The sequence below is a fragment of the Novosphingobium sp. BAM6 genome, assembly GCF_057784955.1.
Genome location: NZ_JBYNTR010000007.1, coordinates 105,067 through 130,864, shown reverse-complemented (window position 1 = coordinate 130,864; position 25,798 = coordinate 105,067). Strand labels below are relative to the sequence as shown.

22 protein-coding genes are annotated in these 25,798 nt (G+C 65.9%); 11 read left to right on the top strand and 11 right to left on the bottom strand.

Features of this window, described 5'->3' with window-relative positions:
- Positions 1-8 precede the first annotated feature (8 nt).
- The 3 genes from ybaK to AC3EC3_RS16360 form a co-directional block, all read right to left on the bottom strand.
- Positions 9-482 carry a Cys-tRNA(Pro) deacylase gene (ybaK, locus tag AC3EC3_RS16370; protein ID WP_488490671.1) on the bottom strand — a complete coding sequence of 158 codons (474 nt, stop codon included), beginning with the start codon at positions 480-482 and terminating at the stop codon, positions 9-11.
- Positions 483-549: 67 nt separating this feature from the next.
- Positions 550-1,992, bottom strand: coding sequence for a glutamine synthetase family protein (locus AC3EC3_RS16365; protein WP_488490670.1), 1,443 nt, complete (start codon positions 1,990-1,992; stop codon positions 550-552).
- Positions 1,989-3,308: a Rieske 2Fe-2S domain-containing protein gene (locus AC3EC3_RS16360; protein ID WP_488490669.1), complete on the bottom strand. Its 1,320-nt coding sequence runs from the start codon at positions 3,306-3,308 to the stop codon at positions 1,989-1,991. Before AC3EC3_RS16360 ends, AC3EC3_RS16365 begins: the two co-directional genes overlap by 4 nt.
- A 200-nt stretch (positions 3,309-3,508) precedes the next feature.
- Here AC3EC3_RS16360 and AC3EC3_RS16355 point away from each other — a divergent pair, with 200 nt between their 5' ends.
- Positions 3,509-4,096, top strand: a complete 588-nt coding sequence (locus tag AC3EC3_RS16355) for an LOG family protein (RefSeq protein WP_488490668.1) — start codon at positions 3,509-3,511, stop codon at positions 4,094-4,096.
- A 133-nt stretch (positions 4,097-4,229) separates the two neighbouring features.
- Here the strand turns inward: AC3EC3_RS16355 and AC3EC3_RS16350 are convergent, their stop codons facing one another.
- Positions 4,230-4,991: an SDR family oxidoreductase gene (locus AC3EC3_RS16350; protein WP_488490667.1), complete on the bottom strand. Its 762-nt coding sequence runs from the start codon at positions 4,989-4,991 to the stop codon at positions 4,230-4,232.
- 132 nt (positions 4,992-5,123) lie between these two features.
- Here AC3EC3_RS16350 and AC3EC3_RS16345 point away from each other — a divergent pair, with 132 nt between their 5' ends.
- Together AC3EC3_RS16345 and AC3EC3_RS16340 are read left to right on the top strand one after the other, a co-directional pair.
- Positions 5,124-6,077 (top strand): AraC family transcriptional regulator, encoded by a 954-nt coding sequence (locus tag AC3EC3_RS16345; RefSeq protein WP_488490666.1) that lies wholly within the window; start codon positions 5,124-5,126, stop codon positions 6,075-6,077.
- Positions 6,078-6,181: 104 nt separating this feature from the next.
- A complete protein-coding gene (locus AC3EC3_RS16340; protein WP_488490665.1) occupies positions 6,182-6,730 on the top strand; it encodes a TlpA family protein disulfide reductase in 549 nt (182 codons plus the stop codon).
- Between the two features lie 21 nt (positions 6,731-6,751).
- Here AC3EC3_RS16340 and AC3EC3_RS16335 read toward each other — a convergent pair whose 3' ends face one another.
- From AC3EC3_RS16335 to AC3EC3_RS16320, 4 genes are read right to left on the bottom strand one after another with little or no spacing between them, the layout of a single operon-like run.
- Positions 6,752-8,227, bottom strand: coding sequence for an aldehyde dehydrogenase family protein (locus AC3EC3_RS16335; protein WP_488490664.1), 1,476 nt, complete (start codon positions 8,225-8,227; stop codon positions 6,752-6,754).
- A 4-nt stretch (positions 8,228-8,231) separates the two neighbouring features.
- Positions 8,232-8,651 carry a DUF3830 family protein gene (locus tag AC3EC3_RS16330; protein WP_488490663.1) on the bottom strand — a complete coding sequence of 140 codons (420 nt, stop codon included), beginning with the start codon at positions 8,649-8,651 and terminating at the stop codon, positions 8,232-8,234.
- A gap of 34 nt (positions 8,652-8,685) precedes the next feature.
- Positions 8,686-9,894 (bottom strand): cystathionine beta-lyase, encoded by a 1,209-nt coding sequence (metC, locus tag AC3EC3_RS16325; protein WP_488490662.1) that lies wholly within the window; start codon positions 9,892-9,894, stop codon positions 8,686-8,688.
- Between the two features lie 29 nt (positions 9,895-9,923).
- Entirely contained in the window at positions 9,924-10,736 is an 813-nt protein-coding gene (locus tag AC3EC3_RS16320; RefSeq protein WP_488490661.1) for an SDR family NAD(P)-dependent oxidoreductase, read from the bottom strand.
- A gap of 245 nt (positions 10,737-10,981) precedes the next feature.
- Here AC3EC3_RS16320 and AC3EC3_RS16315 point away from each other — a divergent pair, with 245 nt between their 5' ends.
- The 4 genes from AC3EC3_RS16315 to AC3EC3_RS16300 all read left to right on the top strand — a co-directional run bounded on the left by AC3EC3_RS16315 (position 10,982) and on the right by AC3EC3_RS16300 (position 16,368).
- Positions 10,982-11,992: an isopenicillin N synthase family dioxygenase gene (locus AC3EC3_RS16315; protein ID WP_488490660.1), complete on the top strand. Its 1,011-nt coding sequence runs from the start codon at positions 10,982-10,984 to the stop codon at positions 11,990-11,992.
- Positions 11,976-14,081: a hydantoinase/oxoprolinase family protein gene (locus AC3EC3_RS16310; RefSeq protein ID WP_488490659.1), complete on the top strand. Its 2,106-nt coding sequence runs from the start codon at positions 11,976-11,978 to the stop codon at positions 14,079-14,081. The genes AC3EC3_RS16315 and AC3EC3_RS16310 overlap by 17 nt, the downstream gene beginning before the upstream one ends.
- Positions 14,078-15,745: a hydantoinase B/oxoprolinase family protein gene (locus AC3EC3_RS16305; protein WP_488490658.1), complete on the top strand. Its 1,668-nt coding sequence runs from the start codon at positions 14,078-14,080 to the stop codon at positions 15,743-15,745. The genes AC3EC3_RS16310 and AC3EC3_RS16305 overlap by 4 nt, the downstream gene beginning before the upstream one ends.
- Positions 15,746-15,912: 167 nt before the next feature.
- Entirely contained in the window at positions 15,913-16,368 is a 456-nt protein-coding gene (locus AC3EC3_RS16300; RefSeq protein WP_488490657.1) for a hypothetical protein, read from the top strand.
- Here the strand turns inward: AC3EC3_RS16300 and AC3EC3_RS16295 are convergent.
- A complete protein-coding gene (locus AC3EC3_RS16295; protein WP_488490656.1) occupies positions 16,357-17,370 on the bottom strand; it encodes a LysR family transcriptional regulator in 1,014 nt (337 codons plus the stop codon). The genes AC3EC3_RS16300 and AC3EC3_RS16295 overlap by 12 nt on opposite strands.
- Before the next feature lie 203 nt (positions 17,371-17,573).
- On the opposite strand from AC3EC3_RS16295, the gene AC3EC3_RS16290 reads away from it, so the two are divergent.
- The 4 genes from AC3EC3_RS16290 (at position 17,574) to AC3EC3_RS16275 (ending at position 22,591) form a co-directional block, all read left to right on the top strand.
- Entirely contained in the window at positions 17,574-18,362 is a 789-nt protein-coding gene (locus AC3EC3_RS16290) for an SDR family NAD(P)-dependent oxidoreductase (protein ID WP_488490655.1), read from the top strand.
- Between the two features lie 37 nt (positions 18,363-18,399).
- Positions 18,400-19,824, top strand: coding sequence for an allantoinase AllB (allB, locus tag AC3EC3_RS16285; RefSeq protein WP_488490654.1), 1,425 nt, complete (start codon positions 18,400-18,402; stop codon positions 19,822-19,824).
- 218 nt (positions 19,825-20,042) lie between these two features.
- A complete protein-coding gene (locus tag AC3EC3_RS16280) occupies positions 20,043-20,468 on the top strand; it encodes a GlcG/HbpS family heme-binding protein (RefSeq protein ID WP_488490653.1) in 426 nt (141 codons plus the stop codon).
- Between the two features lie 11 nt (positions 20,469-20,479).
- Positions 20,480-22,591 carry a malate synthase G gene (locus tag AC3EC3_RS16275; RefSeq protein ID WP_488490652.1) on the top strand — a complete coding sequence of 704 codons (2,112 nt, stop codon included), beginning with the start codon at positions 20,480-20,482 and terminating at the stop codon, positions 22,589-22,591.
- A 78-nt stretch (positions 22,592-22,669) separates the two neighbouring features.
- On the opposite strand, the gene AC3EC3_RS16270 is transcribed toward AC3EC3_RS16275, so the two are convergent.
- Positions 22,670-23,944, bottom strand: a complete 1,275-nt coding sequence (locus AC3EC3_RS16270) for an MFS transporter (RefSeq protein WP_488490651.1) — start codon at positions 23,942-23,944, stop codon at positions 22,670-22,672.
- 2 nt (positions 23,945-23,946) lie between these two features.
- On the bottom strand, positions 23,947-24,375 hold the full coding sequence (locus AC3EC3_RS16265) for a MarR family winged helix-turn-helix transcriptional regulator (protein ID WP_488490650.1): 429 nt from the start codon (positions 24,373-24,375) through the stop codon (positions 23,947-23,949).
- Positions 24,376-25,798: the final 1,423 nt, after the last annotated feature.

The window sequence follows — 25,798 nt, the reverse complement described above, 5'->3', positions numbered from 1 at the left end:
CAGGCTCCTCACGCCGCGATTCCCGCCGCTTTCGCGTCCAGCACCTCGATCGCATCGCAGCCTGCCAGCCGCACCTGCAAACCGCGCCGTCCGCCGTTGAGATAGATTGCCGGATGGGCCAGCGCGCTCTCGTCGATCACCACGGCCACGCGACGGGTCTGGCCGAACGGGCTGATGCCGCCGATCTTGTAGCCGGAAATCCGCTCGGCATCGGCAGGCTTCATCATCGCGGCGGCCTTCACGCCCAGCGCAGCGGCGACGCGCTTCAGGGATACTTCGCCGCTGCTCGGCGCGATGGCGCAGGCGGGCTTGCCATCGGCCATGACCATCAGCGTCTTGAACACGCAGGCCGGATCGACGCCCAGCGCTGCTGCCGCCGCCTCGCCGATGCTGTCGACGCCGGGGTCGTAATCGTACTCGAAGGTCTCGAAGGCGATCCCGGCCTTGCCCAGCATCGCCGTGGCCCGTGTTGCTGTTGCCATTGCCCGGCAATCCTTCCTCGTTGTGCGAGAGACGGACTACCGGGCGGAGGACGGCGAAGCAACACTCTCAGAACAGGTCGAAATACTCGCGCTGCTCCCAGTCTGTCACGGCCTGATTATAGCGCTCCACCTCGGCGCGCTTGATGAGCAGGAAGTGATCGACGAAATCGCTGCCCAGTTTCTCGCGCAGCAATGTGCTGGCATCGAGGTGGCCGAGCGCCGCCTCCAGCGTGCGTGGCAGGGTTTCGACATTCGCAGCGTAAGGGCTTTCGACCGGCGCGGGCGGCTCCATATTCTGCTCGATCCCGGCAAGCCCCGTCACCATCTGCGAGGCGAGATAGAGATAGGGATTGGCCGCAGGCTCGCCCACGCGGTTCTCGATCCGGCGCAGCCTGGGCGCGCCATTCGCCAGCACGCGCAGCATCGCGCCGCGATTGTCCTGCCCCCAGGCGATCCGGTCGGGCGCGAGCGAATTGGGGCGATAGCGCTTGTAGCCGTTGATCGTCGGCGTCGAGAGCGGCGCGGCGGCGGTGGCGCCCGCCAGCAGCCCGGCGAGGAACCGGCGACCGAGCGTGGACAGCCCCCGCGCGCCGTCCTGCGGCGCAAAGACGTTGGCGCCGGTGTTCGTATCGCGCAGCGACTGGTGGAGGTGCCATCCGCTCGCCATCGCCTCGGGCAATTGCGGACGGCACATGAAGCTGGCGTGCCAGCCATGGCGCCGCGCGACCTGCTTCACCATCGAGCGGAACAGCACCATGTCATCGGCGGGGCCGATCCCGGTGCCGGTTTTGAACACGAACTCGCACTGGCTCGGCCCGAACTCGACTTCCATCGAGTGCAGCGGCAACCCGAGCGCAAGGCAATGCCCGCGCAGGATCTCGACCATCGGCTCGATCTGGTCGTAACGCTGTTCGGTCAGGTAGTTGTAGCCCCGGTGCAGCAACGAAACGCGCGGTGGGGCGGGCGGCTGTCCGGCGTGCTCGGGCGCGAGCCCTGCGTCTTCCAGCTTCGTGAGGTAGAACTCCACCTCCAGCCCGCTGACGTACTCGAAGCCCCGCTCGGCAAGGCGATCCGCCGCCTCGCGCGCCAGTCGCCGGGTGGAGGCGACCACCGGGCGGCCATCGTGATGGTAGAGATCGCAAAGGATCCACCCGGCCCTGTTGGCCCAGCCCAGCACCTTGAAGGTCGCCGGATCGGGCACCATGACCACGTCGCCGCCGCCCTGCAGGTCGGCATTGCCGATCCCCGCCCCCGCCGCGAATACGGGAACCACAGTGCGGTGCGCGGTATCCTTCAAAAGCAGCGTCGAGGTGATCGCGCAGCCGTCCTCGAACGCGCCTTTCAGCGAGGCCGCCAGCAGCGTCTTGCCGCGCGGGATGCCGTGCATGTCGGCGAAGACGAGGCGGATCGTCTCGATCCCCTCCGCCTCGACACGGGCGAGCACTTCACCCGCGAGGCGGCGCTGTTCGTCCGACCACAAGCCGTGGTCGGCAATGAAATCGGCACTCACTCAGCCGCGATCCCTGCGAACCACGGCGCGGCTTCGCGACGGCGCGCATCGACCATGCGCCAGTAGGCATCGAGATCGGCCCCTTCGGGCGCCACGCCGTCCACTGTGCCCGGATCGGCGACGGCCAGCGCTTCCTCGGGCGTGAGGTCGAGCAGCGGTCGCTCGCCCTTCTCCACCGCGCGGATCTGCTTCAGCAGGAGTTGGCGATAGGCGACGATGCCCTTGTCGGTCGTGCCCAGATGCTCACGCGTGCGGTCCTGGATGCGGCCCATGGATTCCACCGCCCACTGGTCGTGGACGTTGATGTCCTCGCCCATGCCGGTGTAGGTCTTGCTCTTCTGCTCGACCACATCGTAGCCATAGTCGTTGTGCCGACCGAGGCGCGGCTTGTAGTCCGGCAATTCGTAGAGCGTCAGACGCTGGCGGCGCATTTCCGCCTTGTCCACCGCCTCGGTGAAGCTGGTGAAGGCGGCGTACCAGTAGCACGAATGGTCGTCGATCGGGACGTGCCACTGGGTGATCGTCATCGTCTCCGACAGCGGGATCACGAAAGCCTGCGGGAAGAACAGGTTGGTGATGCGCACATGGGTCTGCCCCTCGGGCAGCGGACGCAGCGCGGTGAGGCGAAAGCCGATGTCGGTGGGCGTGATCTTGATGTCCGGGTTCTCGAACTCGCGCAGGACCTGGATCATCGTCATGTCGCTGTCGGCCGAGCGGGCGCGGAACTGCTTGCCATAGGCATCCGCCTCCTCGTCCTCGAAGAAGCGGTGGAGGAAGCTGGCATGGGCCGGATCGATGCCGACTTCCAGCGCCTGCAGCCAGTTGCAGTCGAGATAGCCCTTGAACGCGAAGACGTGGCTTGTCGGCGCGGCGAAGCAGTCGAGGCCGGGGAAGGCCGGTGGCTCGCCTTCGCCCAGGAAGCCGAAGATCATCCCCGCCTGCTCCACCACCGGATAGGCGCGCTGCTTCACGCGGCTGCACAGCTTCGATCCGGCAGGCTCCCCCGGCGTCTGGATGCAGTTGCCGTCCACGTCGAACAGCCAGCCGTGGAACAGACAGCGCAGGCCGCCATCCTCCAGTCGCCCGAAGGCCAGATCGGCACCGCGATGCGGGCAGTCGCGATCGAGCAGGCCAAGCCGCCCCGCCTCATCACGGAACAGCACCATGTCCTGCCCCAGCACCTTCACCGCCTTGGCCGGACGCGGACCTTCCAGTTCCTCCAGCAGCGCGATCGGCTGCCAGTAGCGGCGCAGCAGCGCCCCCAGCGGGCGGTCCTTGCCGCTCAGCGTGACCAGATCGTTCTGTTCGGGTGTCATGGCTCTCGTATCCGTCGCTAAAATCCGGTGCCCCCTGTGGCGGAGCATCTCTCCTCCTTCATGCCCCAGACCCGCGCCCGCGTGTGTTGCCGAGTGGGGGCCAGCGCGTTGCCGAATGCGACAACGCGCCTGCTTGAAGCGTTGCCGTTTCGGCCATACAGATCGAGTCCGTTCCAATCCTTCCTGTCGTGAGAGTCCCGATGCCCCAGCCAATCCGCGAAATCCGTCATGTCGCCGTGTTCTGCGGCTCGAACACCGGGCTTGGCGATACCTACGAGAAAGCCGCCGCCGCGCTCGGCAGCGCGCTGGCAAAGCGCGGGATCGGCATCGTCTACGGCGGCACGCACAAGGGGCTGATGGGCATCCTCGCCGATGCGGCGCTGGCCGAAGGCGGCCGCGTCCACGGCGTCATCAACCAGCGCCTGTTCGACCGGGGCCACCTGCACCCCGGCCTGACCGAGCACGAGATCGTCCCCTCGATGCGCGTGCGCAAGGAGCGCATGCTGGACGTGGCCGATGCCTGCATCGCGCTACCCGGCGGCATCGGCACGCTGGAGGAATTCATGGAAGCCTGGACGCTCAACCAGCTGGGCGAGATCGACAAGCCGGTGGGCCTCTACAATGTCGGCGGCTTCCACGAGCCGTTCATGGCCTTCATCGACACGATGATCGCCCAGAAGTTCCTGCCGCCCGAACACCGCAACGGCGTCGTCCTCGAAGGCGAACCCGACGCGCTGATCGACGCGCTGGCCGCCTTCGAGAAGCCGGTCGTGCCCAAATGGCTGTAAGCGGCTGAGGCACCTCGCCTGCGCCGCCTACCCGCCTCAGAGACTGTTTGGAAAATGCCTGATGGGCATTTTTCCGAAGCGGGAGAGGGCCGGTGCCGCAAAATTCGCGTTCCGCGAATTTTCAAACGGGCTCTCAGGCCACTTCGTAACCCGCCTTTGCGGCCCAGATCTTCGCATCGGCCCCGGCCGGCAGGCGCATCGGTGCATCCGCATCGGTGGCCGCACGCCAGACTGCTTCGGCCACATCGATCGGATGGGTCAGCGGCTGATCGGCATTCTGGAAGTTGGCGAAGATCGCGGCGGCGATATCGGCATAGGCTTCCGGAATATCCATGCCCATGCGCTCACGCGCATTCTCACCGAATGCGGTGCTGGGCGCGAGGCCGGGCAGCACGATCCGCGCCCGTACGCCGAACGGCTCCAGTTCCAGCGCCATGCTTTCGGTGAAGGCATTCACCGCTGCCTTGCTGGCGGTGTAGACCGACAGCAGGTGTAGCGGCACCAGCGTGACCGTGGACGTCACGTTGACGATGGTCCCCGATCCGCGCGTCCGCATCTGCGGAATGAAGGCCCGGGTCATGGCGATAGTGCCGAAGGTGTTGGTCTCGAACACCTCGCGCACGTTGTCCATCGTCAGCCCTTCGACCGCGTTGAGCAGGCCGACCCCGGCATTGTTGACCACCACGTCGACCGGACCTGCGGCCTCGACCACCGCCGCAATGCTGTCCGCATCGGTGACGTCGAGCGGCAGGATGCGCAGGTTGTCGGCGGCGGGGAGAAGCTCTGCGTTCGGCTTGCGCATCGTGGCGATCACGTTCCAGCCGCGGGTCTGGAACAGACGCGCGGTTTCAAGGCCGAAGCCCGACGAGCAACCGGTGATGAGAACGGTGTTCATGACATGAAACTCCTGTTGTGGGCACCGTCCTTGCGGCGCATGCCCCAGAGTAGGTATGCCAATCCGGACCTTCCACGATCCATCGTCCGCCATTCATTTGAATTTGTCCGAACCGATACCTAACTTACCGGCATGACCGATCCTTGCGCCTTCGATCCCTTTCCCACCACCGCGCTGGCCCATGATCCGCTGACCCAGATCGTCGGGCTCCTGCGCCCCAGTACGACCTATTCCAAGCTGGTCGAAGGGCATGGCCGCTGGCGGGTGCCGCGCATCGGCATCGACCGGCCGTTCTTCTGCGCGGTGCTGGAGGGCGCCTGCTCGTTCCGACTGGAGGACGGCGAGCCGGTGGAACTGCGCGCGGGCGACTTCGCGCTGGTGCCCAGTCTCGTCAACGACTTCACCAACACCAGCCTCGTGCCACCGCCGCCGGGGATCGACACCTGGCCGGTCGAACTGGCGCCGGGGCACTATCGCCTAGGTGAACCGGACGATCCGGTAACGATCCGCATGGTCGTGGGCCACTGCGATTTCGGCTCGGACGATACGCAACTGCTGCTCTCGCTGCTGCCGCGCTTCGTCCATGTACGCGGCGAGCCTCGGCTGACCATGCTGGTCGAACTGGTCAACGGAGAAGCCCGTGCCCGCCGTCCGGGGCGGGAAGTGGTCATGGCTCGGCTGATCGAGGTCCTGCTGATCGAGGCGCTGCGCACCACCTCCGGCCCCAGTGCCCCGCCCGGCCTGCTGCGCGGCCTTGCGGACGAGCGCCTGGCCGTGGCGCTGCGCGCGATCCATGCGGACCCCGTGCATGGCTGGACCATCGACGAACTGGCGCGCGTTTCGGCGCTCTCGCGATCGAGCTTCCACGATCGCTTCCGCCGCGAAGTGGGGCTCGCTCCCATGGAGTACCTCACCGCATGGCGCATGGCCTTGGCGAAAGATCTGCTGCGGCGCGAGCGCATCGGCGTGGCGCAAGTCGCCGCGCGGGTGGGCTATACCTCGGCCAGCACCTTCAGCACCGCCTTCACCCGCCACGTCGGCCAGCCGCCCATAGTGTTTGCCAAAGGGATGCCGGAACCGGTCTAGGCGGTATCCAGCATGTCCGAAAGTTAACCGCACGGCATGACCAAAGCCGCTGGCGTTGGCTCAGCCCAGTGTTACATTGCCGGATTGTAACGGGTGGGGTTAACATGACAGTCTGGCAGAAGAGTATCGGTGCAATCGCGTCAGCCTTGCTGATCGCCTCCGTGCCAGTTGTCCCTGCTCTGGCGAAGGGCACGCCAGTCGTCGGCCAGCCCGCACCCGACTTCCAGTTGACGCTGATGGACGGCACCAAGGTGCGCCTTTCCGACCTCAAGGGACAAGTCGTGGTGCTCAACTTCTGGGCCACATGGTGCGTACCCTGCCGCACCGAACTGCCGCTGCTGGACGGCTACTACGCCGCGATGCGTCAGCATGGGCTCAAGGTCTTTGCCATCACCACCGAGGACTCACTGCCGCCCTTCAAGCTGAAGGCCCTGTTCTCGGCCATGAGGATACCCGCAGCGCGCGGCATCAAGGGGCCTTACGGCCCGATGGAAGGTGTGCCGACGAACTTCGTGATCGATCGCGCGGGGCGCCTGCGCTACGCAAAAGCCGCCGCGTTCGACCTCGATGACCTCAACAGCGTGCTGGTGCCGCTGCTGCAGGAAAAGGCGCCCTCCGCTACCTCGCCTGCGGTCGCCATGGCGGGGAAGTAAGGCGCTCCTTCCCCGACTTCCTCACACCGACGTGTCGATCCAGATCGACTTGGTCTGGAAGTGCTCTTCGACATGCTGGCGACCGTATTCGCGCCCCTGCCCGCTTGCCTTGATCCCGCCCGACGATACCGCCGGATCGATCCGGTTGTAGCAGTTCACCCAGACCGATCCGGCCTTAAGCGCGCGCGACATCCGGTGCGCACGGCCAAGGTCGCGCGTCCAAAGCCCTGCACCAAGGCCGAATTCGGTGGCATTGGCGCGGGCGATGACCTCCTCCTCGCTGTCGAAGGGGAGCGTTGCCAGAATCGGCCCGAAGATTTCCTCGCGCACGCAGCGCATGTCGTCCTGCGCCTCGACCAGCACGGTCGGCGGGAAGAAGAACCCGGCGTCGAGCCCCTCGCCCGACAGCCTGCCCCCGCCCGAGATGGCCTCCGCGCCTGCCGTCAAAGCATCGGTCATATGCGCCGAGACGCGTTCCAGCTGGCGCGCGGAAACCAGCGGGCCAAGGTCGGTCTCGGGATCGAGGCCATTGCCGATCTTCAGCGTCGCGGCGATCCGCGCCACTTCGCGGGCGAACTCGCTGTGGACCGAGCGCTCGACAAACAGCCGCGTGCCGGCGCTGCACACCTGCCCCGAATTGGCGAAGGCGGCAACGACCGCCATCTGTGCCGCCTTTTCCAGATCGGCATCGGCGAACACCACGTTGGGCGACTTGCCGCCCAGCTCCAGCGACAGCCGCTTGAGATTGCCCGCAGAGGCCTGCACGATCCGCCGTCCGGTCGCTTCGGAGCCGGTGAAGGCGATCTTGTCGACGCCCGGATGCGCCGCCAGCGCCGCGCCCGCATCGGTGCCGAACCCGGTGACGACGTTGAACACACCGGCGGGAACGCCTGCCTCCAGCGCCAGTTCGGCCAGCCGCAACGGGGCAAGGCTGGCATCCTCGGCAGGTTTCAGGACCAGCGTGCAGCCGCTCGCCAGCACCGGGCCGAGCTTGAGGACCGAGGCCCAGAGCGGCCCGTTCCACGGGATGATCGCCCCGCACACGCCCACCGGCTCCTTCACCGTGGCGACGAACAGCGCCGGGTCCGACGGTGCAGGCACGCTGCCCTCGATCGACCGGGCGATCCCTGCGTAATAGCGCAGGAGGTCGACCAGCAACGCCACCGATCCGCGCGTGTGCCGGATCGGCGAGCCCATTTCGGTGGTGTCGAGCCGGGCGAATTCCTCGCCATGGGCTTCGAGCAGATCGGCCAGCCGCAGGATCAGGGCCTGTCGGTCTGCGGGAGAGAATTTCGCCCATGGCCCGCTCTCGAACGCCCGGCGCGCGGCGGCAACCGCCGCGTCGATATCCGCCGCACCGCCCAGCGCGATCTGCGCCAGCAGTTCGCCGGTCGCCGGATTGCGCGTCTCGAACCACTCGCCCGAGACCGGATCGGTCCAGACGCCGTCGATCAGCAGCTGCTTGCTCGTCACACTGCCCGTCACCTCAGCGCTCATGCGATCAGTCCCTCAGCCGGAAGCTGACGCTCTGTGCGCCGTCCCAGAGCACCTTTTTGCCCAGCTCCGGCAGGTGCTCCAACCCCTCGACGATGGTCAGGAAGTGGATGCCCGCAAGCGGCCCCAGCTTGCTGGCGAAGGCCACGCCGCCATAGGCGAGCAGGATCTCGCACTCGCTGTAGCCGCCGGGATAGAAGATGAACTGGCCCGGCGCCGGGTAACGCGTGGGGTTTTCCCAGGGCAGGTCGTAGACCGCATCGCCCAGCGGAATCCACACGCCCTCGCCGCTCCAGCGGACATGGATCAGCTTCTCGTCATAAGGCAGCATCGCCTTGAAACGCGCGGCGGTGACAGGGGCAAGCTCTTCTTCCAGCTTCGCAACGAAGCTGTAGGGGCCGGCGACAATATCGATCAGCGTGGTCATCGGTGTCTCTTCGCTAAAAAGTCAGGCCAAGGGATCAGGCTGCGGCGGCCATGCGCGCGAAGGCGCGGGTCAGATCGTCGATCAGGTCTTCGACGGCTTCGAGGCCGACGTGGATGCGCACCGAAGGTCCGGGCGCCGACCACTCGGAGGCCGAGCGCAGCGTTTCGGGGTAGGTCGGCACCACCAGGCTCTCGTACCCGCCCCAGGAATAGCCGAGCTTGAACAGGTCCATGTGGTCCATGAAAGCCGCGAACTGCTTTTCGGTGCAGGCCTCCAGCACGAAGCCGAACAGGCCCGAGGCGCCATCGTAATCGCGGCTCCAGATCGCGTGACCGGGATCGGAGGGGAGCGCGGGATGCATCACGCGGTGCACTTCGGGGCGTGCCGCCAGCCACTCGGCAATGGCAAGGCCCGAGACGTGGTGCTGCTTCATGCGCAGCGGCAGTGTGCGCAGGCCCCGCATCGCCATGTAGATATCGTCCGGCCCGGCGCAGTAGCCGGACTGCGAGGCGATCTTCTTGACCGGCACGAACGCTTCCTCGGTGGTCACCGCGATGCCCAGCATCAGGTCCGAGTGGCCCGAGATATACTTGGTGGCCGCGTTGATCGACACGTCCACGCCGTGCTCCAGCGGGCGGAAGTTGATCGGCGAGCCCCAGGTGTTGTCGAAGATCGTCCTGATGCCCCGCGCGCGGCATTGCGCGGTGATCGCGGGCACATCGGTCATCTCGAAGGTCAGCGATCCGGGGCTTTCGAGATAGACCACCTTGGTATTGGGCTGGAACAGCTCGACGATCCCGGCGCCGATGTTGGGGCGATAATAGGTCACTTCGACGCCGAATTTCTTGAGCACGCTCTCGCAGAAATCGCGCGCCGGGCCATAGAGGCTGTCGACGATCAGCAGGTGATCGCCCGCCGCCAGAAACGCCGTCAGCGAAGCGCAGATCGCACCGAGGCCGCAGCTGGTGGTGATCGCGCGATAGCCGCCTTCGAGCAGTGTTACCGCATCCTCGAACGCGCGCGTCGTCGCCGTGCCCTCGCGTCCGTAGGTGAAGCCGACGAAGGCGCCCGAAGCGCGATCGCGGCGGGTCTCCAGCAGATCCTCGACCGAATCGAACAGCACGGTCGAGCAGTGGTAGACCGGCGGATTGACGACACCGAAGTTCGCCTTGGGATCGCGCCCGGCGTGAAGCGCCTGCGTCTCGCGGCGGAAATCGGTGAGATCGGTCTTGGGATCGGTCACGAGGGGATACTCCTTAAACGACGTGCCGGTTAAACAACGGTGCCGGCATCGACGACGATGTCCTGCCCGGTAATCATGCGCCCACCGGGCCCGACGAGATGCAGCAGCGCGGCGACAATGTCTTCCTCGGTGACGAGACGCCCCAGCGCGGTGGTGGCGAGAAAGCGTTCGAGCGGCGCGCCTTCGGGCTCGCCATTGCGCGCGGCGCTTTCGCGGAACAGGCGATGGATGCGCTCACCCTCGACCCCGCCGGGCGAAATCATGTTGACGCGCACGCCGTAGGGCGCACCGTCGAGCGCTGCGGATTTCACCAGCCCGCGCAGCGCCCACTTCGAGGCGGCATAGAGCGAGAAGCCCGCAACGCCCTTGTGACCATACGTGCCGCCGATGGCGACGACCCGCCCGCTTCCGCGCGCAACCATCCCCGGCATCGCGGCCGCCATCGCGTTGACGACGCCGAGCACATTGATGTCGAAGCAGCCGCGATAGTCCTCAGCCGTCGCTTCCCACACCGGGCGGCGCGGCGCGCCGACGCCTGCGGTGCAGACCAGCACCTCGACCGGACCGGAAGCCGCTTCGGCAGCCTCTACGGCGGCTTTCAGGCCAGCGGCATCGGCAACATCCGCCGCGTAGGATCGAACCGTCAAACCCTCGGCCGCAAGCGTCTCGACCGCCGCCGCGCCGGTCGCCCCATCGCGCCCCACCAGCGAGACGGCGGCGCCTGCCTGCGCCAGCGCGCGGGCGAGGCCCAGTCCCAGCCCGCGCGTCCCCCCGGTGACGAGCGCGTGTGAGCCGGCAAGGGGGGAGCCAGCGAGGTGGCGGGAATTTCCGGGTTCATTCATCGATGCGACATCCGCTGCGGGGTTCAAGTCTCTACAGGTCACGGGTGGTAGCGCATCGCGCGCAATCGCCAAGGTGATGATTAGGCGACGGACCCGTCACTAAAAAGCACAGCGGGCATGCTTTGTGTTGCCCTAAACAGTTCACGGGACGAATTATCCGCGTTGCGACGCACATATCGCGAGCCGCTCCGGCCTCACCGCCGACAAGGGAAGCGCCGCGCAAGGAACACAGGAGTTGGGCAGACATGAGCCGTAGCGAAAGAAGCGAGGACGATATTGCGGCAGCCGCCGTCGTCTCGCTGGAGGAAGTCCCCGTCATCGACTTCGCACCCTTTCTGGCAGGCGATGCCGCCGCGCGACAGGCCGTGGCCGACGAAATCGCTCACGCCTGCGAGGAGATCGGCTTCTTCTACCTGACCGGCCATGGCGTGCCGCAGGCGGTGGTCGATGCGATCTTCTCCACCGCCGCCGAATTCTTCGCGCTACCCGACGCCGAGCGCGCGAAAGCCAATGCGACGCCCGAATGGTATCGCGGCTATATCCCGATGCCCGAACGCCAGCCGATGTCGCGCAACACCCGCATGTTCGAGCAGTATCGCCTGCAGCATGAATGGGGGCCGGATGCGAAGGACATGCAGCACGCGCGCATCTTCGATCAGGTCAACCGCTGGCCCGAGGGGCTTCCCGCCTTCAAGGATGCGGGCGAGGCGTACCTTGCCGCCATGCTGGGGCTGGGCCGCGAACTGCTGCGCGCCTTCGCGCTCGGCCTCGGGCTCGACGAGAACCGCTTCGACGATACCTTCCGCCAGCCGCCCTCGCAGCTCTCGGTGAACTATTACCCGGTGCTGCCGCTGGAGGCCGAGAGCGACGTTTCGAACATGATCTCTCACACCGACGAAGGGCCGTTCACGATCCTCGCGCAAGGCGCGGTCGGCGGGCTGGAGGTCAAACGCCGCGACGGCGCGTGGATCCAGGCCCCGCCGGTCAAGGGCGCCTTCACGATCAACGTGGGCGACATGATGATGTGGTGGTCGAACGGTCGGTTCATCTCGAACTACCACCGCGTGCGCAACCGCACCGACGTAGAGCGCTTCTCGGTGCCCTATTTCGCCAATCCCGACCGCGACGTCACCGTCGCCCCGCTGCCCGAACTGCTGAACGGCGAGGCTCCGCGCTACGAACCCGTGCGCGTGGCCGATCACCTCTCGCGCTTCTACAGCCAGCTCTCGAAGAACCCGCATGAAGCCTATTCCTGACATGAAGCCTTCCGCAAAAATCGGCGCCGACATCGGCGGCACCTTCACCGACGTCGTTCTGGAAATCGGCGATCGCCGTCATTCGACCAAGCTGCTGACCACTTACGATGCCCCCGAACGCGCGCTGCTCGACGGGGTGACGCTGCTGCTGGACGAGGCGGGGATCACCCCTGCCGAGGTCTCGCTGGTGGTCCACGGCACGACGCTCGCCACCAATGCGCTGATCGAGCGGCGCGGGGTGACGCTGGCGATGCTCACCACCGAGGGCTTCCGCGATGCGCTGGCGCTCGGCACCGAAAGCCGCTTCGATCAGTACGACATCGGCATGGAAAAGCCCGAGGCGCTGGTGCCGCGCCGCCTGCGTCTGGGCGTGCCCGAACGGCTCGATGCGCTGGGTAACGTGCTGCTACCGCTGGACGAAGACGCCGTGCGCGCCGCCGCCGCAACCTTTCGCGCCGAGGGCGTGGAGAGCGTTGCGGTCGCCTTCCTGCACAGCTACGTCAACGGCGATCACGAACGTCGCGCCGCCGCGATCCTGCGCGAGGAAATGCCCGGCGTCGCGATTTCGCTGTCGTGCGAAGTCTCGCCTGAAATGCGCGAGTACGAGCGTTTTTCGACCACCGCCGCCAATGCCTATGTCCAGCCGCTGGTCGATGCCTACCTGCGCCGCCTGGAAGGGCGGCTGACCGAGATGGGCTTCACCTGCCCGCTCTACCTGATGCTGTCCTCGGGTGGGCTCACCACGGTCGATACCGCCGCGCGCTTCCCGGTGCGCCTGGTCGAGAGCGGCCCTGCGGGCGGCGCGATCTTTGCAGCGTCCGTCGCCAGCGAATGCGGCGAGGATCGCGTGCTGGCGCTCGACGTCGGCGGCACCACCGCCAAGATCTGCCTTATCAACGACGGCGCGCCGCAGACCTCGCAGGTCTTCGAGGTCGGCCGCGCCCACCGCTTCCGCAAGGGCAGCGGCCTGCCCTTGCGCATCCCCGTCGTCGAGATGGTGGAGATCGGCGCGGGCGGCGGCTCGATCGCTTCGGTAGACAGCGCCGGACGCCTTGCGGTCGGTCCGCACAGCGCAGGCTCGGAGCCCGGCCCCGCCGCCTACGGTCGCGGCGGCACCCGCCCGACCGTGACCGATGCCGATATCGCGCTCGGCCGGATCGACCCTTCGCGCTTTGCCGGGGGCAAGGTCACGCTCTCGCCCGAAAAGTCCGACGCCGCGCTCGCGGGCCTTGGCCTGTGGGACGGGCAGGCGACCACTCTGGCGGTCGGCGTCAGCGAGATCGTCGACGAGACGATGGCCAGCGCCGCGCGCGTCCATGCCGTGGAACAGGGCATGACGCTCGACGAGCGCGCGCTGATCGCCTTTGGCGGTGCCGCCCCGCTCCACGCAGTGAGCTTTGCCGAGAAGCTGGGCATCAGCCGGGTGATCGTGCCTTCGGGCGCAGGTGTCGGCTCCGCTGTCGGCTTCCTGCGCGCACCGGTCTCCTATGAGGTCGCCCGCAGCCTGACGATGCACCTCGACGAGGCCGACATCGCCCGCCTCAACGCCCTGCTGGGCGACATGGCGGGTGAAGCCCGCGCTCTTGTCTCCACCGGCGCGCCGGGCGCCGCGCAGACCGAAAAGCGCGTCTGCCTCGCCCGCTATCAGGGGCAGGGCTACGAAATTCCCTTCGAGTTCCCGGCCCGCACCCTCACCGCCGAGGATGTGGCGGTGCTGCGCGAAGGCTTCGAGAACGCCTATCGCGCGCAATATGGCGGCATGACGCTGGACCTGCCGATCGAGATGCTGACCTGGCGCGTCACCGTCAGCGCCGGCGGCTTCGCCTCGACACTGGACGGCGCCGCCACCGCACCCGAGAGCACCGCCACCCCGGTCGGCTCGCGCCGCGTGGTCGATCCGGCCACGGGCGAGGCGATGGATTTCGCGCTCTATGCCCGCGAGGCGATGCAGCCCGGCGAGCGCTTCTGTGGCCCCGCCCTCGTCGCCGAGCGCGAGACCACCACGGTCGTCTCCCCCCGTTTCGATGGCCGCATGGACGAGCGCGGCTATCTGGTCCTTACCCGCCGCGCAGCAGGAGCCCCGGCATGACCTCTTCTTCCGACGCGCTCACCCAGCTGCGCATGCAGGTGATCTGGACCCGGCTGATCTCGATCGTCGAGGAACAGGCGCAGACGCTGATGCGCACCGCCTTCTCCACCACCGTGCGCGATGCGGGCGACCTTTCCGCCGCGCTGTTCGACCTTGAGGGCCGTCTGGTGGCCGAAGCCGTCACCGGCACGCCGGGCCACGTCAACTCGATGGCCGAGGGCGTGCGCCACTTCCTGAACAAGTTCCCGGTCGGGACGATGAAGCAGGGCGACCACTTCATCACCAACGACCCCTGGCTGACCGCCGGGCACCTGCACGACGTCACCGTCGTCTCGCCCGCGTTCCACGACGGCAAGGTTGTCGGCCTGTTCGGCGTGTGCTGCCATCAGGTCGATATCGGCGGGCTGGGTCAGGGGCCGGACGGGCGCTCGATCTACGAGGAAGGCCTGCAGATTCCGCTGATGAAGCTGGCCAATGGCGGCAGGCTCAATCAGGATCTGATCGATATCCTGTGCCAGAACGTGCGCATGCCGATGCAGGTGAAGGGCGACGTGCTCTCCTACATCACCAGCAACGAGGCCGCCGCGCGGCGCCTCTCGGCGATGCTCGGCGAATTCGCGATGGCCGATCTTCAGGGGGTGGCGGACTACATCGTCGCCCAGTCGCTCGCCGCAACGAAGGCGGAAATCGCCAGGCTGCCCGATGGCCAGTGGACCAGTACGCTCGTGATCGACGGCTACGACAAGCCGGTGACGATCGTCGGCACGCTGACCATCGCCGGCGATACGCTGACGATGGACTACGAGGGCACCGATCCGTGCCTGCCGCGCGGCATCAACGTGGTGCTCAACTACTGCCGCGCCTATACCGTGTTCGGTCTGCGCTGCGTGATCTCGCCCGAAGTTCCCAACAACTTCGGCGCGCTCGATCCCTTCGTCGTGACCGCACCCGAGGGCTCGATCCTCAACGTCCAGCGCCCCTGGCCGGTCGCCGCGCGCCATGTCATCGGCCAGATGCTGCCCGACGTGGTGTTCGGCTGCCTCTCGCAGGCGATACCGGACCGGGTTCCGGCGGAAGGCTCCTCGTGCCTGTGGTCGGTCCAGCTGCGCGGCAACCTTCCCGCCAGGGGCAACGGTCAGGCGGGCGATCCGTTCGACGCGATCTTCTTCAATTCGGGCGGATCGGGCGCCCGGCCCGAGCAGGACGGCCTTTCGGGCACCGCCTTCCCCAGCGGCGTGCGCGCCATGCCGGTGGAAGTGACCGAAAGCGCCGCGCCGATCGTCATCTGGCGCAAGGAACTGCGCACCGACAGCGGTGGCGCGGGCGAGCGACGCGGCGGCCTTGGCCAGACGGTCGAAGTCGCCATGCGCGACGGTTCGGGCTTCGAGGTTCTGGCGATGTTCGAACGGGTCGAGCGCCCCGCCAAGGGCCGCGACGGCGGGCATGACGGCGCGGCGGGCGTCGTCACCACCTCGGGCGGCAAGCCGATGCGCGCCAAGGGGCTTCAGGCGATCCCGGCGGGCGAGCGTCTGGTGCTGGAAATCCCCGGCGGCGCAGGCCTCGGCGATCCCGCCACCCGCGCGCCCGGCAAGATCGCCCACGACATCGCCGAAGGCATGGTCAGCGCACAGGCCGCGAAGCGCGACTATGGGTTTGCGGAGTAGGCAAACGCGGCGTCCTCTCCCCGTTTGCCTGCGGCGGGGAGAGGCAGGAAGGTCCGGTCCATCGGAACAGCTGCGACGCCTGAGCACAGCACAAATCCTGTTGTCCCGGAACTGGCCTATTGCCGGGCGGTCACTTTTCATTAGCGCCTCGAACAGTAAACGGGGCCATGGACAACGCCGCAAAACTGGTTCTGGGAAGCCTGATTGCACCGGTCACGGCGATCGCCTTCGTCTTTTTGTATGGCACGCCGCCCTACATGCCGAGCGTGGCCATGGGAAAAGTGGCGAATGCCGCGCAGGATGGTCCTGCGGCCCGCGCGCAAATTCTCGATATCTTAAAAGCCTGCGCCCCTCACGGCAAACTGGCACCGGATACGGCCGGCAGCTCCACGACCGTTGTCCACTCGGTGGAAAATGATGCAGGCTTACTGGGCACGACCCGGATCACCTGCACGCAAACGCGTTGCGTGGTCACGGCGACGGCGCTGATCCCCCATGCCGCCGAGCCGGATACCTGTGGCGGGCATCGGCTGCGAGGCAGCGGCTATTATGACAGGAAAAGAGGTTTCAACGACTGGTTCTCCTATCCCCCCGAGAACAGCACCGCCCCCTCACCCCTCTAGCCCGACCTCCGGCTCGATACCCACCTCGTGTTCGAGATCGGCGTCGTCCTCTTCTGAATCGGGATCGTAGATGTCTGCCCCCGGGATCGTCGGCAGCGAGCGGCATTCGTTGAGATCGCGCGACATCTGCTCGGCGAACTTGGCGGCGACCAGCGGCAGCGGGCGGCCCTTCAACTGGCCGAGTACCAGCGGACCATACGTACGGTCGATATCGCTGATGCGGCGCACTGCAAAGCGCGGGTCGTTGCGCCATACATCGGCGCCGATGTCGATCTGGAAGGTGATGAGATCGCTCGTCGCCACCAGCTCGCCCAGGAAATCGAAGCTGTTGGCCTCCACCGCGACATTCAGCTTGGCCGAGGCGGAGAGCAGCCGGTTCTCGACGATCTCGCGCCCGCCGAAGGCCATGTCGGGCATCGCCACTTCGTAGTGCGCGCATTCGCGCAGGCGCAGCACGTCCTTTTCGGCGAGCGGATGGTCCGCCGCCATCACCGCCACCAGCCCCTGCCCGATCGACATGATCGGGTGCAGTTCGGACGAGCGCAGCGGGCGGAAGATCAGCACGAGGTCCATCTCGTACTCCATCAGCGCGCGTACCGCCGTGTTGTGGTCCGTCACCGTGACCTTGAACTTCACGTTGGGATGCTTCTTGCGGAAGTCCGAGACGTGGCGCAGCACGAAGCTGCGCGCCACCGCCTGGCTGCACGCGATCCGTACTTCGCCGCGCTGGAGCCCTTCCAGTTCCTCGATCTGGGAATAGACGCGGCGCAGTTCGGCACCCTGCAAGCGGATCCAGCCGATCAGCACTTCGCCCGCCGCCGTCAGCCGCACGCCCGAGGTGTGCCGCTCGAAGATCATCGCTTTCAGGTCGTGCTCCACGTCCTGAATACGGCGCAGCAGGGCCGAGGGCGTGACGTTGAGGCGCTCTGCCGCCTGCCGCACCGAGCCCACGCGGGCGACTTCGTCGATATACTGCCAGATACGCTGGTTGCGTAGCGCCATGGGGCTGCTCCGTTCACATTTAGGCTACACCGCGCCGGAGGTTTAGCATCACTTCGGCAACGGCACATCCTTTATCAAAGCCGTGTGAACGGACAGATATGAAATGCCTTCAGTCAGTCTATATTTTACGAATAATAAATAATCAACAGCATTATTTTCGATGAGAGACCTTTTCGGACAATGCATTTTGCCATGGTGGATAGATGAATCTCGACCTTAAAGACAAAGTTGTCATTGTTACCGGCGCTGGAAAGGGCATGGGACCGGCCATTTGCCAGAGTTTCTCCGAAGAAGGGGCGAAACTCGTGCTGATCGGGCGCGATACCAATGCGCTCGATAGTCTGAAAGCGGATCTTTCGTCTTTGACCGAAGCTCTCGTCGTGCGCTGCGATGTGACCGTGCCTGCCGATTGCGAGGCCGCCGTCGCCACGGCCGAGTCCACCTTCGGGCGTGTCGATGTGCTGGTGAACGTCGCGGGCGGCACCGGCCCTGTCGGCGCGACCGCGTGGGAGACCAGCCCGGAAGGTTTCGACGAGATCGTCCAGCTCAACATGGGCGGCTGCTTCCTGATGATGCGCGCGGTTCTGCCGGGCATGACCGGGCGACGCTATGGTAAGATCGTCAACGTCGGCGGCACCTTCGGGATGCGCGGGCGCGCCGGGCGCATGGCCTATTCGGCCTCCAAGTGGGGCCTTCGCGGCATCACCAAGTCCACCGCGATCGAGGCGGGGCCGTACAATGTCAACGTCAACATCGTTGCCCCCGGCATGGTGGACGGGCCGCGCTTTCGCACCAAGGTCATGCCCGGCATGGCCGCCGCACGCGGGATGACCGAGGACGAGGTGATCGCCGAACATGCCGAGGAATATGCGCTGCGCCGCATCTCCACCGCGCAGGACGTGGCATCCGCCTGCCTGTTCCTCGCCTCCGACGTCTCGCGCCAGATCACCGGGGTAGACCTACCGGTCGACGGTGGCTGGGCGGCGCTCTGAAACCTTCTGAACCTTTGAATTCTTGACGGAAAGAACCATGAAAGCCGACATCGTCATCAACGGCGCCACGCTCGTCACCGACAGCGCCATGTTCGCAGCCTCGATCGCCATCAAGGACGGCGCGATCCTCTCGATCGGCGCGGCCGAAGCCATGCCCGAGGCGGACGAGGTGGTCGACGCCACCGGCAAGTACGTGCTGCCCGGTGCCATCGACGCCCACGTCCACTTCCGCGATCCGGGCTATACCCACAAGGAAACCTGGGAGACCGGCACCGCCAGCGCGGCCATGGGCGGTGTGACGACGGTGTTCGAGATGCCCAACACCAACCCGCCCACCGGCACGGTCGATGCGCTCAACATGAAGCTGGAATCGGCGAAAAAGGCCTATGTCGATTTCGGCATCTACGGCCTGCTGGGCGAGGACAATCTCGACCAGCTGGAAGCGCTGATCGAAGGCGGTGTCGCCGGGTTCAAGTGCTTCATGGGCAATACCTTCGGCAACCTGCCCTCGCCGCCCAGCGGCGCGATCCTCGAAGGGTTCGAGATCGTCGCCAAGCACGGCTACCGCGTGGCGCTGCACGCCGAGAACGCCTCGATCATGGCGCGCCGCTCGAAGATCCTGCGCGAGAACGACTGCTGCGATCCCCTCGCCCACCTCGATGCACGGCCTCCTGTGGTCGCGGTCGAAGCGGTCGCCCGCGCGGCGATCCTGGCGGAATGGACCGGCGCGCGCATCCACGTGCTGCACGTCTCCTCGGGCGACGAACTGCGCCCGCTGCGCGAGGCCAAGGCGCGCGGCGTGGACATCACCGCAGAGACCTGCCCGCACTACCTGCTGCTGGACGAGCATGCCTATACCGAGAAGGGCTCGCTGATCCGCGTCAATCCGCCGGTGCGCGAAAAGACCCATCAGGACCAGCTGTGGCAGGGCGTTGCCGACGGCACCATCGACATGATCGCCACCGATCACGCTCCGCACAGCCATGCCGAAAAGCACAACGAGGACATCTGGCGCGCCGACTGCGGCTTTACCGGCGTGCAGACGCAGATGCCGCTGATGCTGACGCAAGTCGCCAATGGCCGCATGACGCTGACCCAGTACGTGCGCATGACCTCGCTCGCCCCTGCCAAGGCCTTCGGGCTCTATCCGCGCAAGGGTGCGCTGCTGCCGGGCTCAGACGCCGATATCGTGGTGATCGACCCGACCAAGACGATCACGGTGGATTCCGCCGAGCTGAAGTCGAAGGGCTCGTCCACGCCGTTCCAGGGCTTCGAGACCACCGGCGCGCCGATCCATACCTTGGTGCGCGGGCGCTTCGTGATGCGCGACGGCGAACTTTGCACCGACGCGATGGGTCACGGCCTCAACGTGCGCCGCGTGCAGCAGATGCCGACGCCGACGCCGAAGAACACCCACACCACCACCAAGGCCATTCTGGAAAAGCGCGGCAAGACCTACTGAGGTCAGGCCGCCTTTCCTTTCCGCTTCCCTCACTCGGGCGGGCCCGCCATGATGCGGTGCCCGCCTTTTTTCTACTTTCTCACAATTGTTTAAAGCATTTTCCAATCAGGCGAAATCGCCTGATGACTCGGAAAATGCGACAACCCAGAAACTTGGAGCGATTGATCCGGTGCAACCGGATCGGAAATCGCTCTAGAACAAGATACCGGAGCCCAGAGATGCCGATTTCCCTCCTTCAGGCCCAGACCATCGTTGCCGAAGTCCTGCTGAAAGCCCGCGAGATGGAGCTGAAGCCCATCACTGTCGCGGTGCTGGACCATGGCGCCAGCCTGATCGCCTTCGCGCGCGAGGACGGCTCTCCACTGCTGCGCCCGCAGGTCGCCTCGGGCAAGGCGGCGACGGCGCTGGCCATGGGCACCTCCTCGCGCAAGGTCGCCGAAATGGCCGCCGAGCGCCCCTCCTTCGTCGCCGCGCTGGGTGGCATCGCGCCGCAGGGTATCCTCCCGGCGGCGGGCGGTGTGCTGGTGGTCGACGAGGCGGGTCTGGCGATCGGCGCGGTCGGCGTCAGCGGCGATACCTCGGACAATGACGAGATCTGCGCGCTGGCCGCCATCGCCGCCGCAGGCCTGACTGCCAAGGCCTGAGGAACGCTGCGATGACCATAGCTTACGAAACCCGCGCCGGTCTGTCGGTCGATGCCGCGCTTTGCGCCTTTCTGGAAGCAGACGCCCTGCCCGGCACCGGCATCGCGCCAGAAGCGTTCTGGGCCGACCTTGCCGCCCTGCTCGCGCGCTTCACCCCGCGCAATGCCGAGCTGCTGGCGACGCGAGACGACCTTCAGGCGAAGCTGGACGCCTGGCACGAGGCCCGCACCGGCAAGCCGCTCGACGAAGCCGAATACCACGCGTTCCTCACCGAGATCGGCTATCTCGTGCCGGAGCCCGCACCCTTCGCCATTGCCCCGCGCAACGTCGATCCCGAACTGGCGAAGATCGCGGGCGCGCAACTGGTGGTGCCGGTGCTCAATGCGCGGTTCCTGCTCAACGCCGCGAATGCCCGCTGGGGCAGCCTCTACGATGCGCTCTACGGCACCGACGCCCTGCCCGGCCACGCCCAAGGTCCGGGCTACGATCCGCAGCGCGGCGCCGAAGTCATCGCCTGGGGGCGTCGCTTCCTCGACAGCGCCGTGCCGCTGGCCGAAGGTTCGTGGGCCGATTTCACAGGCGGCGATCCGGTACTGGCCGATCCTGCCGCGCTGATCGGACGCAGCGGCGCCAATCTGCTGCTGCGCCACCATGGCCTGCACATCGAGATCGTGATCGATCCCGCCCACCCCATCGGCGCCACCGACCCCGCGCATATCGCCGATATCCAGCTGGAAGCGGCGGTCTCCACCATCGTCGATCTGGAAGATTCGGTCGCGGCGGTGGACGGGCCTGACAAGCGCGACAGCTATGCCAACTGGCTGGGGCTGATGAAGGGCGATCTGGTCGCGACTTTCGCCAAGGACGGCCGCGAGATGACGCGCCGCCTCTCAGCGGACCGTACCTATACCGGGCTCGACGGCAGCGCCTTCACGCTCAAAGGCCGCAGCCTGCTGCTGGTGCGCAATGTCGGCCACCTGATGACCACGCCTGCGGTGCTGATGGCCGATGGCTCGGAAGCCTTCGAAGGGCTGATCGATGCGGTTGTCACCAGCCTGATCGCGCTGCATGACCTCAAGAGCGAAGGCCCCTTGCGCAACAGCGCGACGGGCTCGGTCTACATCGTCAAACCCAAGATGCACGGCCCCGCCGAGGTCGCTTTCGCCAACGATGTGTTCGATGCGGTGGAGGACATGCTCGGCCTTGCCCGCCACACCGTGAAGATCGGCGTGATGGACGAGGAACGCCGCACCAGCGCCAATCTGGCCGCCTGCATCGCGGCGGTGAAGGACCGCGTGGTCTTCGTGAACACCGGCTTCCTCGACCGCACGGGCGACGAGATCCACACCTCGATGCGCGCGGGCGCCATGCTGCCCAAGGGCGCGATGAAAGCCACCGACTGGATCGCCGCCTACGAAAACCGCAACGTGCAGATCGCCCTCGCCTGCGGCTTTTCTGGCGCTGCGCAGATCGGCAAGGGCATGTGGGCCGCGCCCGACCGGATGGCGGACATGCTGGCGCAGAAGATCGCCCATCCGCAGAGCGGCGCCAGCACCGCCTGGGTGCCCTCCCCCACCGCCGCCGTGCTGCATGCCACGCACTACCACGCGCTGGATGTTGCCGCCCGTCAGGCCGAGCGCACTACCGAACCGGTCGCCCCGCTTGTCGACCTGCTGCGCGTGCCGCTCGCCGGTTCCGTCAACTGGGCGCCCGAGCAGATCGCCCGCGAACTCGATAACAACGCGCAAGGCATCCTCGGCTACGTCGTGCGCTGGATCGACCAGGGCGTGGGCTGTTCCAAGGTGCCCGATATCGACGATGTGGGGCTGATGGAGGACCGCGCGACCCTTCGCATTTCCGCGCAGTCACTGGGCAACTGGCTGCTGCACGGGGTGTGCTCGGCGGATGAGGTCGATGCTGCACTGCTGCGCATGGCCGCGAAGGTCGATGCCCAGAATGCGGGCGATCCCGCCTACCGTCCGATGGCGCCCGATCCGCAAGGCTCGGTCGCGTTCAAGGCAGCCCGAGCACTGGTATTCGAGGCTGTCGAACAGCCCAACGGCTATACCGAACCTCTGCTCCACCGCTTCCGGCGCGAGCGAAAGGCTCTGGACGCCCTGTGAGACGCAAAGAAGGGGAGCCATGGGCTCCCCTTCGTTTTTGCGCAGCATTGGCGCTCTGAAGGCCTTCTGCGGGCCAGATCAGGCGGTGGAAGCAGCCCCCTTCCCTTCCCGACCCTGCGTATGCTTGTAATGCAGGCCCACCGCCAGCGAGAGCACACCCGCCAGCACCGCCACGCCCAGCGACCAGCGCGGGCCCATCGTGTGGGCAACCCACCCCACGACCGGCGCCCCGATCGGCGTTCCGCCCAGAGCGACGCCAACGCGGATCGCCATGACCCGCCCGCGCATCTCCGGCTCACTCGATAGCTGCATCAGCGTGTTGGAGCTGTTGGTGATCGTCAGCGAGGCAAGCCCCACCACCACCAGCGCGCCTGCAAACAGGTAATAGTCCGGCGCCAGCGCCGCCAGCGTACAACCGAAGGCGAACAGCGCCGATCCTCGCACCAGATAGCCGAAGCCCGGCTCGTCGCGCCGTGCCGCCATGAAGGCCCCTGTCACGGTTCCCAGCGCCACGGCAGAACTCAGCAAGCCATATCCCGCTGCATTCGAGTGGAAGACCTGCACGGCCATCGTCGAGATGAAGATCGGGAAGTTCAGACCGAACGTGCCGATCAGGAACAGCATGATCAGGATCGCGCGCAGGTCAGGGCGCTTCCAGACGTATCGGAAACCTTCCAGCAAGGCGCCCTTCTTGCGCGGCGCCCGCACCCCGGCGTTCAGTTCGCTGCGGCGCATGAACAGCAGCGAGATCAGCACGCCGATAAAGGAGATGCCGTTGATCAGGAACGCCCAGCCCGTCCCCACCGCGCCGATACACAGTCCTGCCGCCGCAGGACCAACCATGCGGGCAGCGTTGAACGAGGTGGAATTGAGCGCCACGGCATTCGCCAGATCGTCCTCGCCGACCAGATCGCCCACGAAGGTCTGGCGCGCCGGCGCATCAAGCGCGGCTGCCGATCCGAACAGGAACGCGAAAATGTAGACCTGCCACAACTGGGCCACGCCGAAGATGACGAGCAGCCCCAATGCGAGTGAGAGGATGCCCATCGCAGCCTGCGTGAAGATCAGCAGCTTGCGCCGGTCCATCCGGTCGGCGGCAAGACCCGAAAGCGGCAGCAGCAGCAACTGCGGGGCAAACTGCAAGGCCATGACCAGACCGACCGCCCGCGCGTCGTGATGGGTGAGCTGCGTGAGCACCAGCCAGTCCTGCGCGGTGCGTTGCATCCATGTGCCGATGTTGGAGACAAGCGCCCCGCCTGCCCACAACCGATAGTTGTAATGCTTGAGCGAGCGCAGCGCCCCCTTGCGGGGAGCGGCACTGCCTTCCGGTCGGGAATAAGGAGCAATGGTCATGGTCAGCTCTTCGCGATCCGGTTGAACACATCAAGGGCAATGCCCAGGGCGCCCTTCTCTTCCTCGGTCAGCCGGGACACCGCCTGACCTAGCCATGCCCGTTTGAGCAGTCGTTGCTGTTCGCGGGCGGCAATGCCCTCGGCAGTCAGTTCGTAAAGCATCTGGCGGGCATCGTTGGGATCTGCCGAACGGATCACGAGGCCGAGCTTTTCAAGGCTGGCGAGAGTAGAACCCATCGACTGCGGCTTGACCCCTTCCAGTCTGGCAAGGTCGGCGGTCGTCGCAAGCCCTTGCTTGTGCAGTCGAATAAGCGAGGAAATCTGGGAAAGTGTCAGCTCGTCGGGATTGGTTTCTGCCCGCAGGCGGCGGCGCAGCGTGCCAATCGAGCGGAGCAATTCCTCAACGAGGTGTTCTGTCGGAATGTCGGTCATGAAGGACTATATGCACATCGGAAGGTAAGCTTGCAAGTTTACCTTCCGATAAACGCGGAGAGTGATTCGCGGTGTGGAAAGGGATGCTCAGCAATGCTCTGGATCTGCCCTCGTGTTGAAGGGTTTTGACCTGACCGGTGCCTGATGTGATGCAAATTCCGGTTCGGCTGGGCACCCTCACCCTTTCATGACCTCGTAGAGACTTCTGAAGGTTAGAAAGCTTTTTAGAAGATATTGTTACAAGGTTAGAGGCCCCGCTCTGCTTCGTGACTCGCGCTGACTCCATGAGTCGCTCGTCTGGCCCGTTCCTGTTGTGACGGTGTTCCGTTCCCGGAATGTCGAGCCTGTTGTTCCCGTTGTGACGATCAGGCGTTCCCGATGGAGCGAAGGCCTGCATTTGAAGCGTTCCCGGAGTGTCGATGCCCCGAAATCGGGCATGGTTGTCCACAGCCATTGAATTACTTTCTATGCGCAACCCCCGAAGGAGCTTCAATCGGAGGCGACTTGCGCGACCGATGAAGCAGTCGCTGGAAAATGACATTGTATGACGCGACACTTCGGGAACGGCTGACGACAGCATCACCAGTGGACCGCGACATGATTGATGCGATCCGTCGAGAGTGTCTTTGATACGGATATTGGATCTACTGTTGATCCTGTCTCCAGCCTCGCACTTGCCGATAGTCGCGTTCGGCCCCTGCCCTCTTCGGTCTTCCTGCATGATATTGTCCGCAGGACGCAGAGCGGCGTTCCGAAGCCGTCCCCAGAGCTGCGCCGCAGTCTGAGGCGTAGCGTGCTACTCTTCCCGACAGAGGCAAGCCCGAGCTGTGGTGGGGTATGGTCTCGCCGGGTGTAGACCGGCAGGGATGTTCCTGCATGGTGCGTGCTCGGCAATACCGGGCCGGGATCGTATGAATCGGACAATCGCCATAGCCAACCCTCCCACGATGGTGGGGCGCGATGCGTGTCGGGAGTGCAGGATGGGCCTGTTCCTGATGGCATTCGCATGGTCATTGGTTCCGCATGAGGGGCGTGTTCCTCAGCGAGCGGGAAGATCGCGGTCAGGCTCGGTTCTGGTGTGGCCGAAGTGGAAGGTCGGCGGATCGGGGAGGCAGGATCTCCATAGAGCGCTTTCTGAAGCGGAGCGCCTCTCGTCACACGGGACAGGACCGTAATATGCGGACGGGTTGCAAGCCATCCGCGCCATATGATCCGGAGGGCGCACTTTCTGGCGATGACCGATCGCTCCGGTAGAAAGCATTCGGGGAGGGGGGCTTCGGACAGAGGATGCCTATGTCGCACAAAGATGCGACTGCGGTCGCTACTGTACGATGAAAAAAGCTGGGAGACCCGAGGCGAGGATACTGCGCGTCGAGGGAAGACGGAGACGGCGAAAAAGAGAAGGGGGGCGCAAACGCCCCCC

Coding starts and splice junctions, on each gene's coding strand:
- ybaK (WP_488490671.1), bottom strand. CDS start 482: ATGGCAACAGCAACACGGGCCACGGCGATGCTGGGCAAGGCCGGGATC.
- AC3EC3_RS16360 (WP_488490669.1), bottom strand. CDS start 3,308: ATGACACCCGAACAGAACGATCTGGTCACGCTGAGCGGCAAGGACCGC.
- AC3EC3_RS16355 (WP_488490668.1), top strand. CDS start 3,509: ATGCCCCAGCCAATCCGCGAAATCCGTCATGTCGCCGTGTTCTGCGGC.
- AC3EC3_RS16350 (WP_488490667.1), bottom strand. CDS start 4,991: ATGAACACCGTTCTCATCACCGGTTGCTCGTCGGGCTTCGGCCTTGAA.
- AC3EC3_RS16345 (WP_488490666.1), top strand. CDS start 5,124: ATGACCGATCCTTGCGCCTTCGATCCCTTTCCCACCACCGCGCTGGCC.
- AC3EC3_RS16340 (WP_488490665.1), top strand. CDS start 6,182: ATGACAGTCTGGCAGAAGAGTATCGGTGCAATCGCGTCAGCCTTGCTG.
- AC3EC3_RS16335 (WP_488490664.1), bottom strand. CDS start 8,227: ATGAGCGCTGAGGTGACGGGCAGTGTGACGAGCAAGCAGCTGCTGATC.
- AC3EC3_RS16330 (WP_488490663.1), bottom strand. CDS start 8,651: ATGACCACGCTGATCGATATTGTCGCCGGCCCCTACAGCTTCGTTGCG.
- AC3EC3_RS16320 (WP_488490661.1), bottom strand. CDS start 10,736: ATGAATGAACCCGGAAATTCCCGCCACCTCGCTGGCTCCCCCCTTGCC.
- AC3EC3_RS16315 (WP_488490660.1), top strand. CDS start 10,982: ATGAGCCGTAGCGAAAGAAGCGAGGACGATATTGCGGCAGCCGCCGTC.
- AC3EC3_RS16310 (WP_488490659.1), top strand. CDS start 11,976: ATGAAGCCTATTCCTGACATGAAGCCTTCCGCAAAAATCGGCGCCGAC.
- AC3EC3_RS16305 (WP_488490658.1), top strand. CDS start 14,078: ATGACCTCTTCTTCCGACGCGCTCACCCAGCTGCGCATGCAGGTGATC.
- AC3EC3_RS16300 (WP_488490657.1), top strand. CDS start 15,913: ATGGACAACGCCGCAAAACTGGTTCTGGGAAGCCTGATTGCACCGGTC.
- AC3EC3_RS16295 (WP_488490656.1), bottom strand. CDS start 17,370: ATGGCGCTACGCAACCAGCGTATCTGGCAGTATATCGACGAAGTCGCC.
- AC3EC3_RS16290 (WP_488490655.1), top strand. CDS start 17,574: ATGAATCTCGACCTTAAAGACAAAGTTGTCATTGTTACCGGCGCTGGA.
- allB (WP_488490654.1), top strand. CDS start 18,400: ATGAAAGCCGACATCGTCATCAACGGCGCCACGCTCGTCACCGACAGC.
- AC3EC3_RS16280 (WP_488490653.1), top strand. CDS start 20,043: ATGCCGATTTCCCTCCTTCAGGCCCAGACCATCGTTGCCGAAGTCCTG.
- AC3EC3_RS16275 (WP_488490652.1), top strand. CDS start 20,480: ATGACCATAGCTTACGAAACCCGCGCCGGTCTGTCGGTCGATGCCGCG.
- AC3EC3_RS16270 (WP_488490651.1), bottom strand. CDS start 23,944: ATGACCATTGCTCCTTATTCCCGACCGGAAGGCAGTGCCGCTCCCCGC.
- AC3EC3_RS16265 (WP_488490650.1), bottom strand. CDS start 24,375: ATGACCGACATTCCGACAGAACACCTCGTTGAGGAATTGCTCCGCTCG.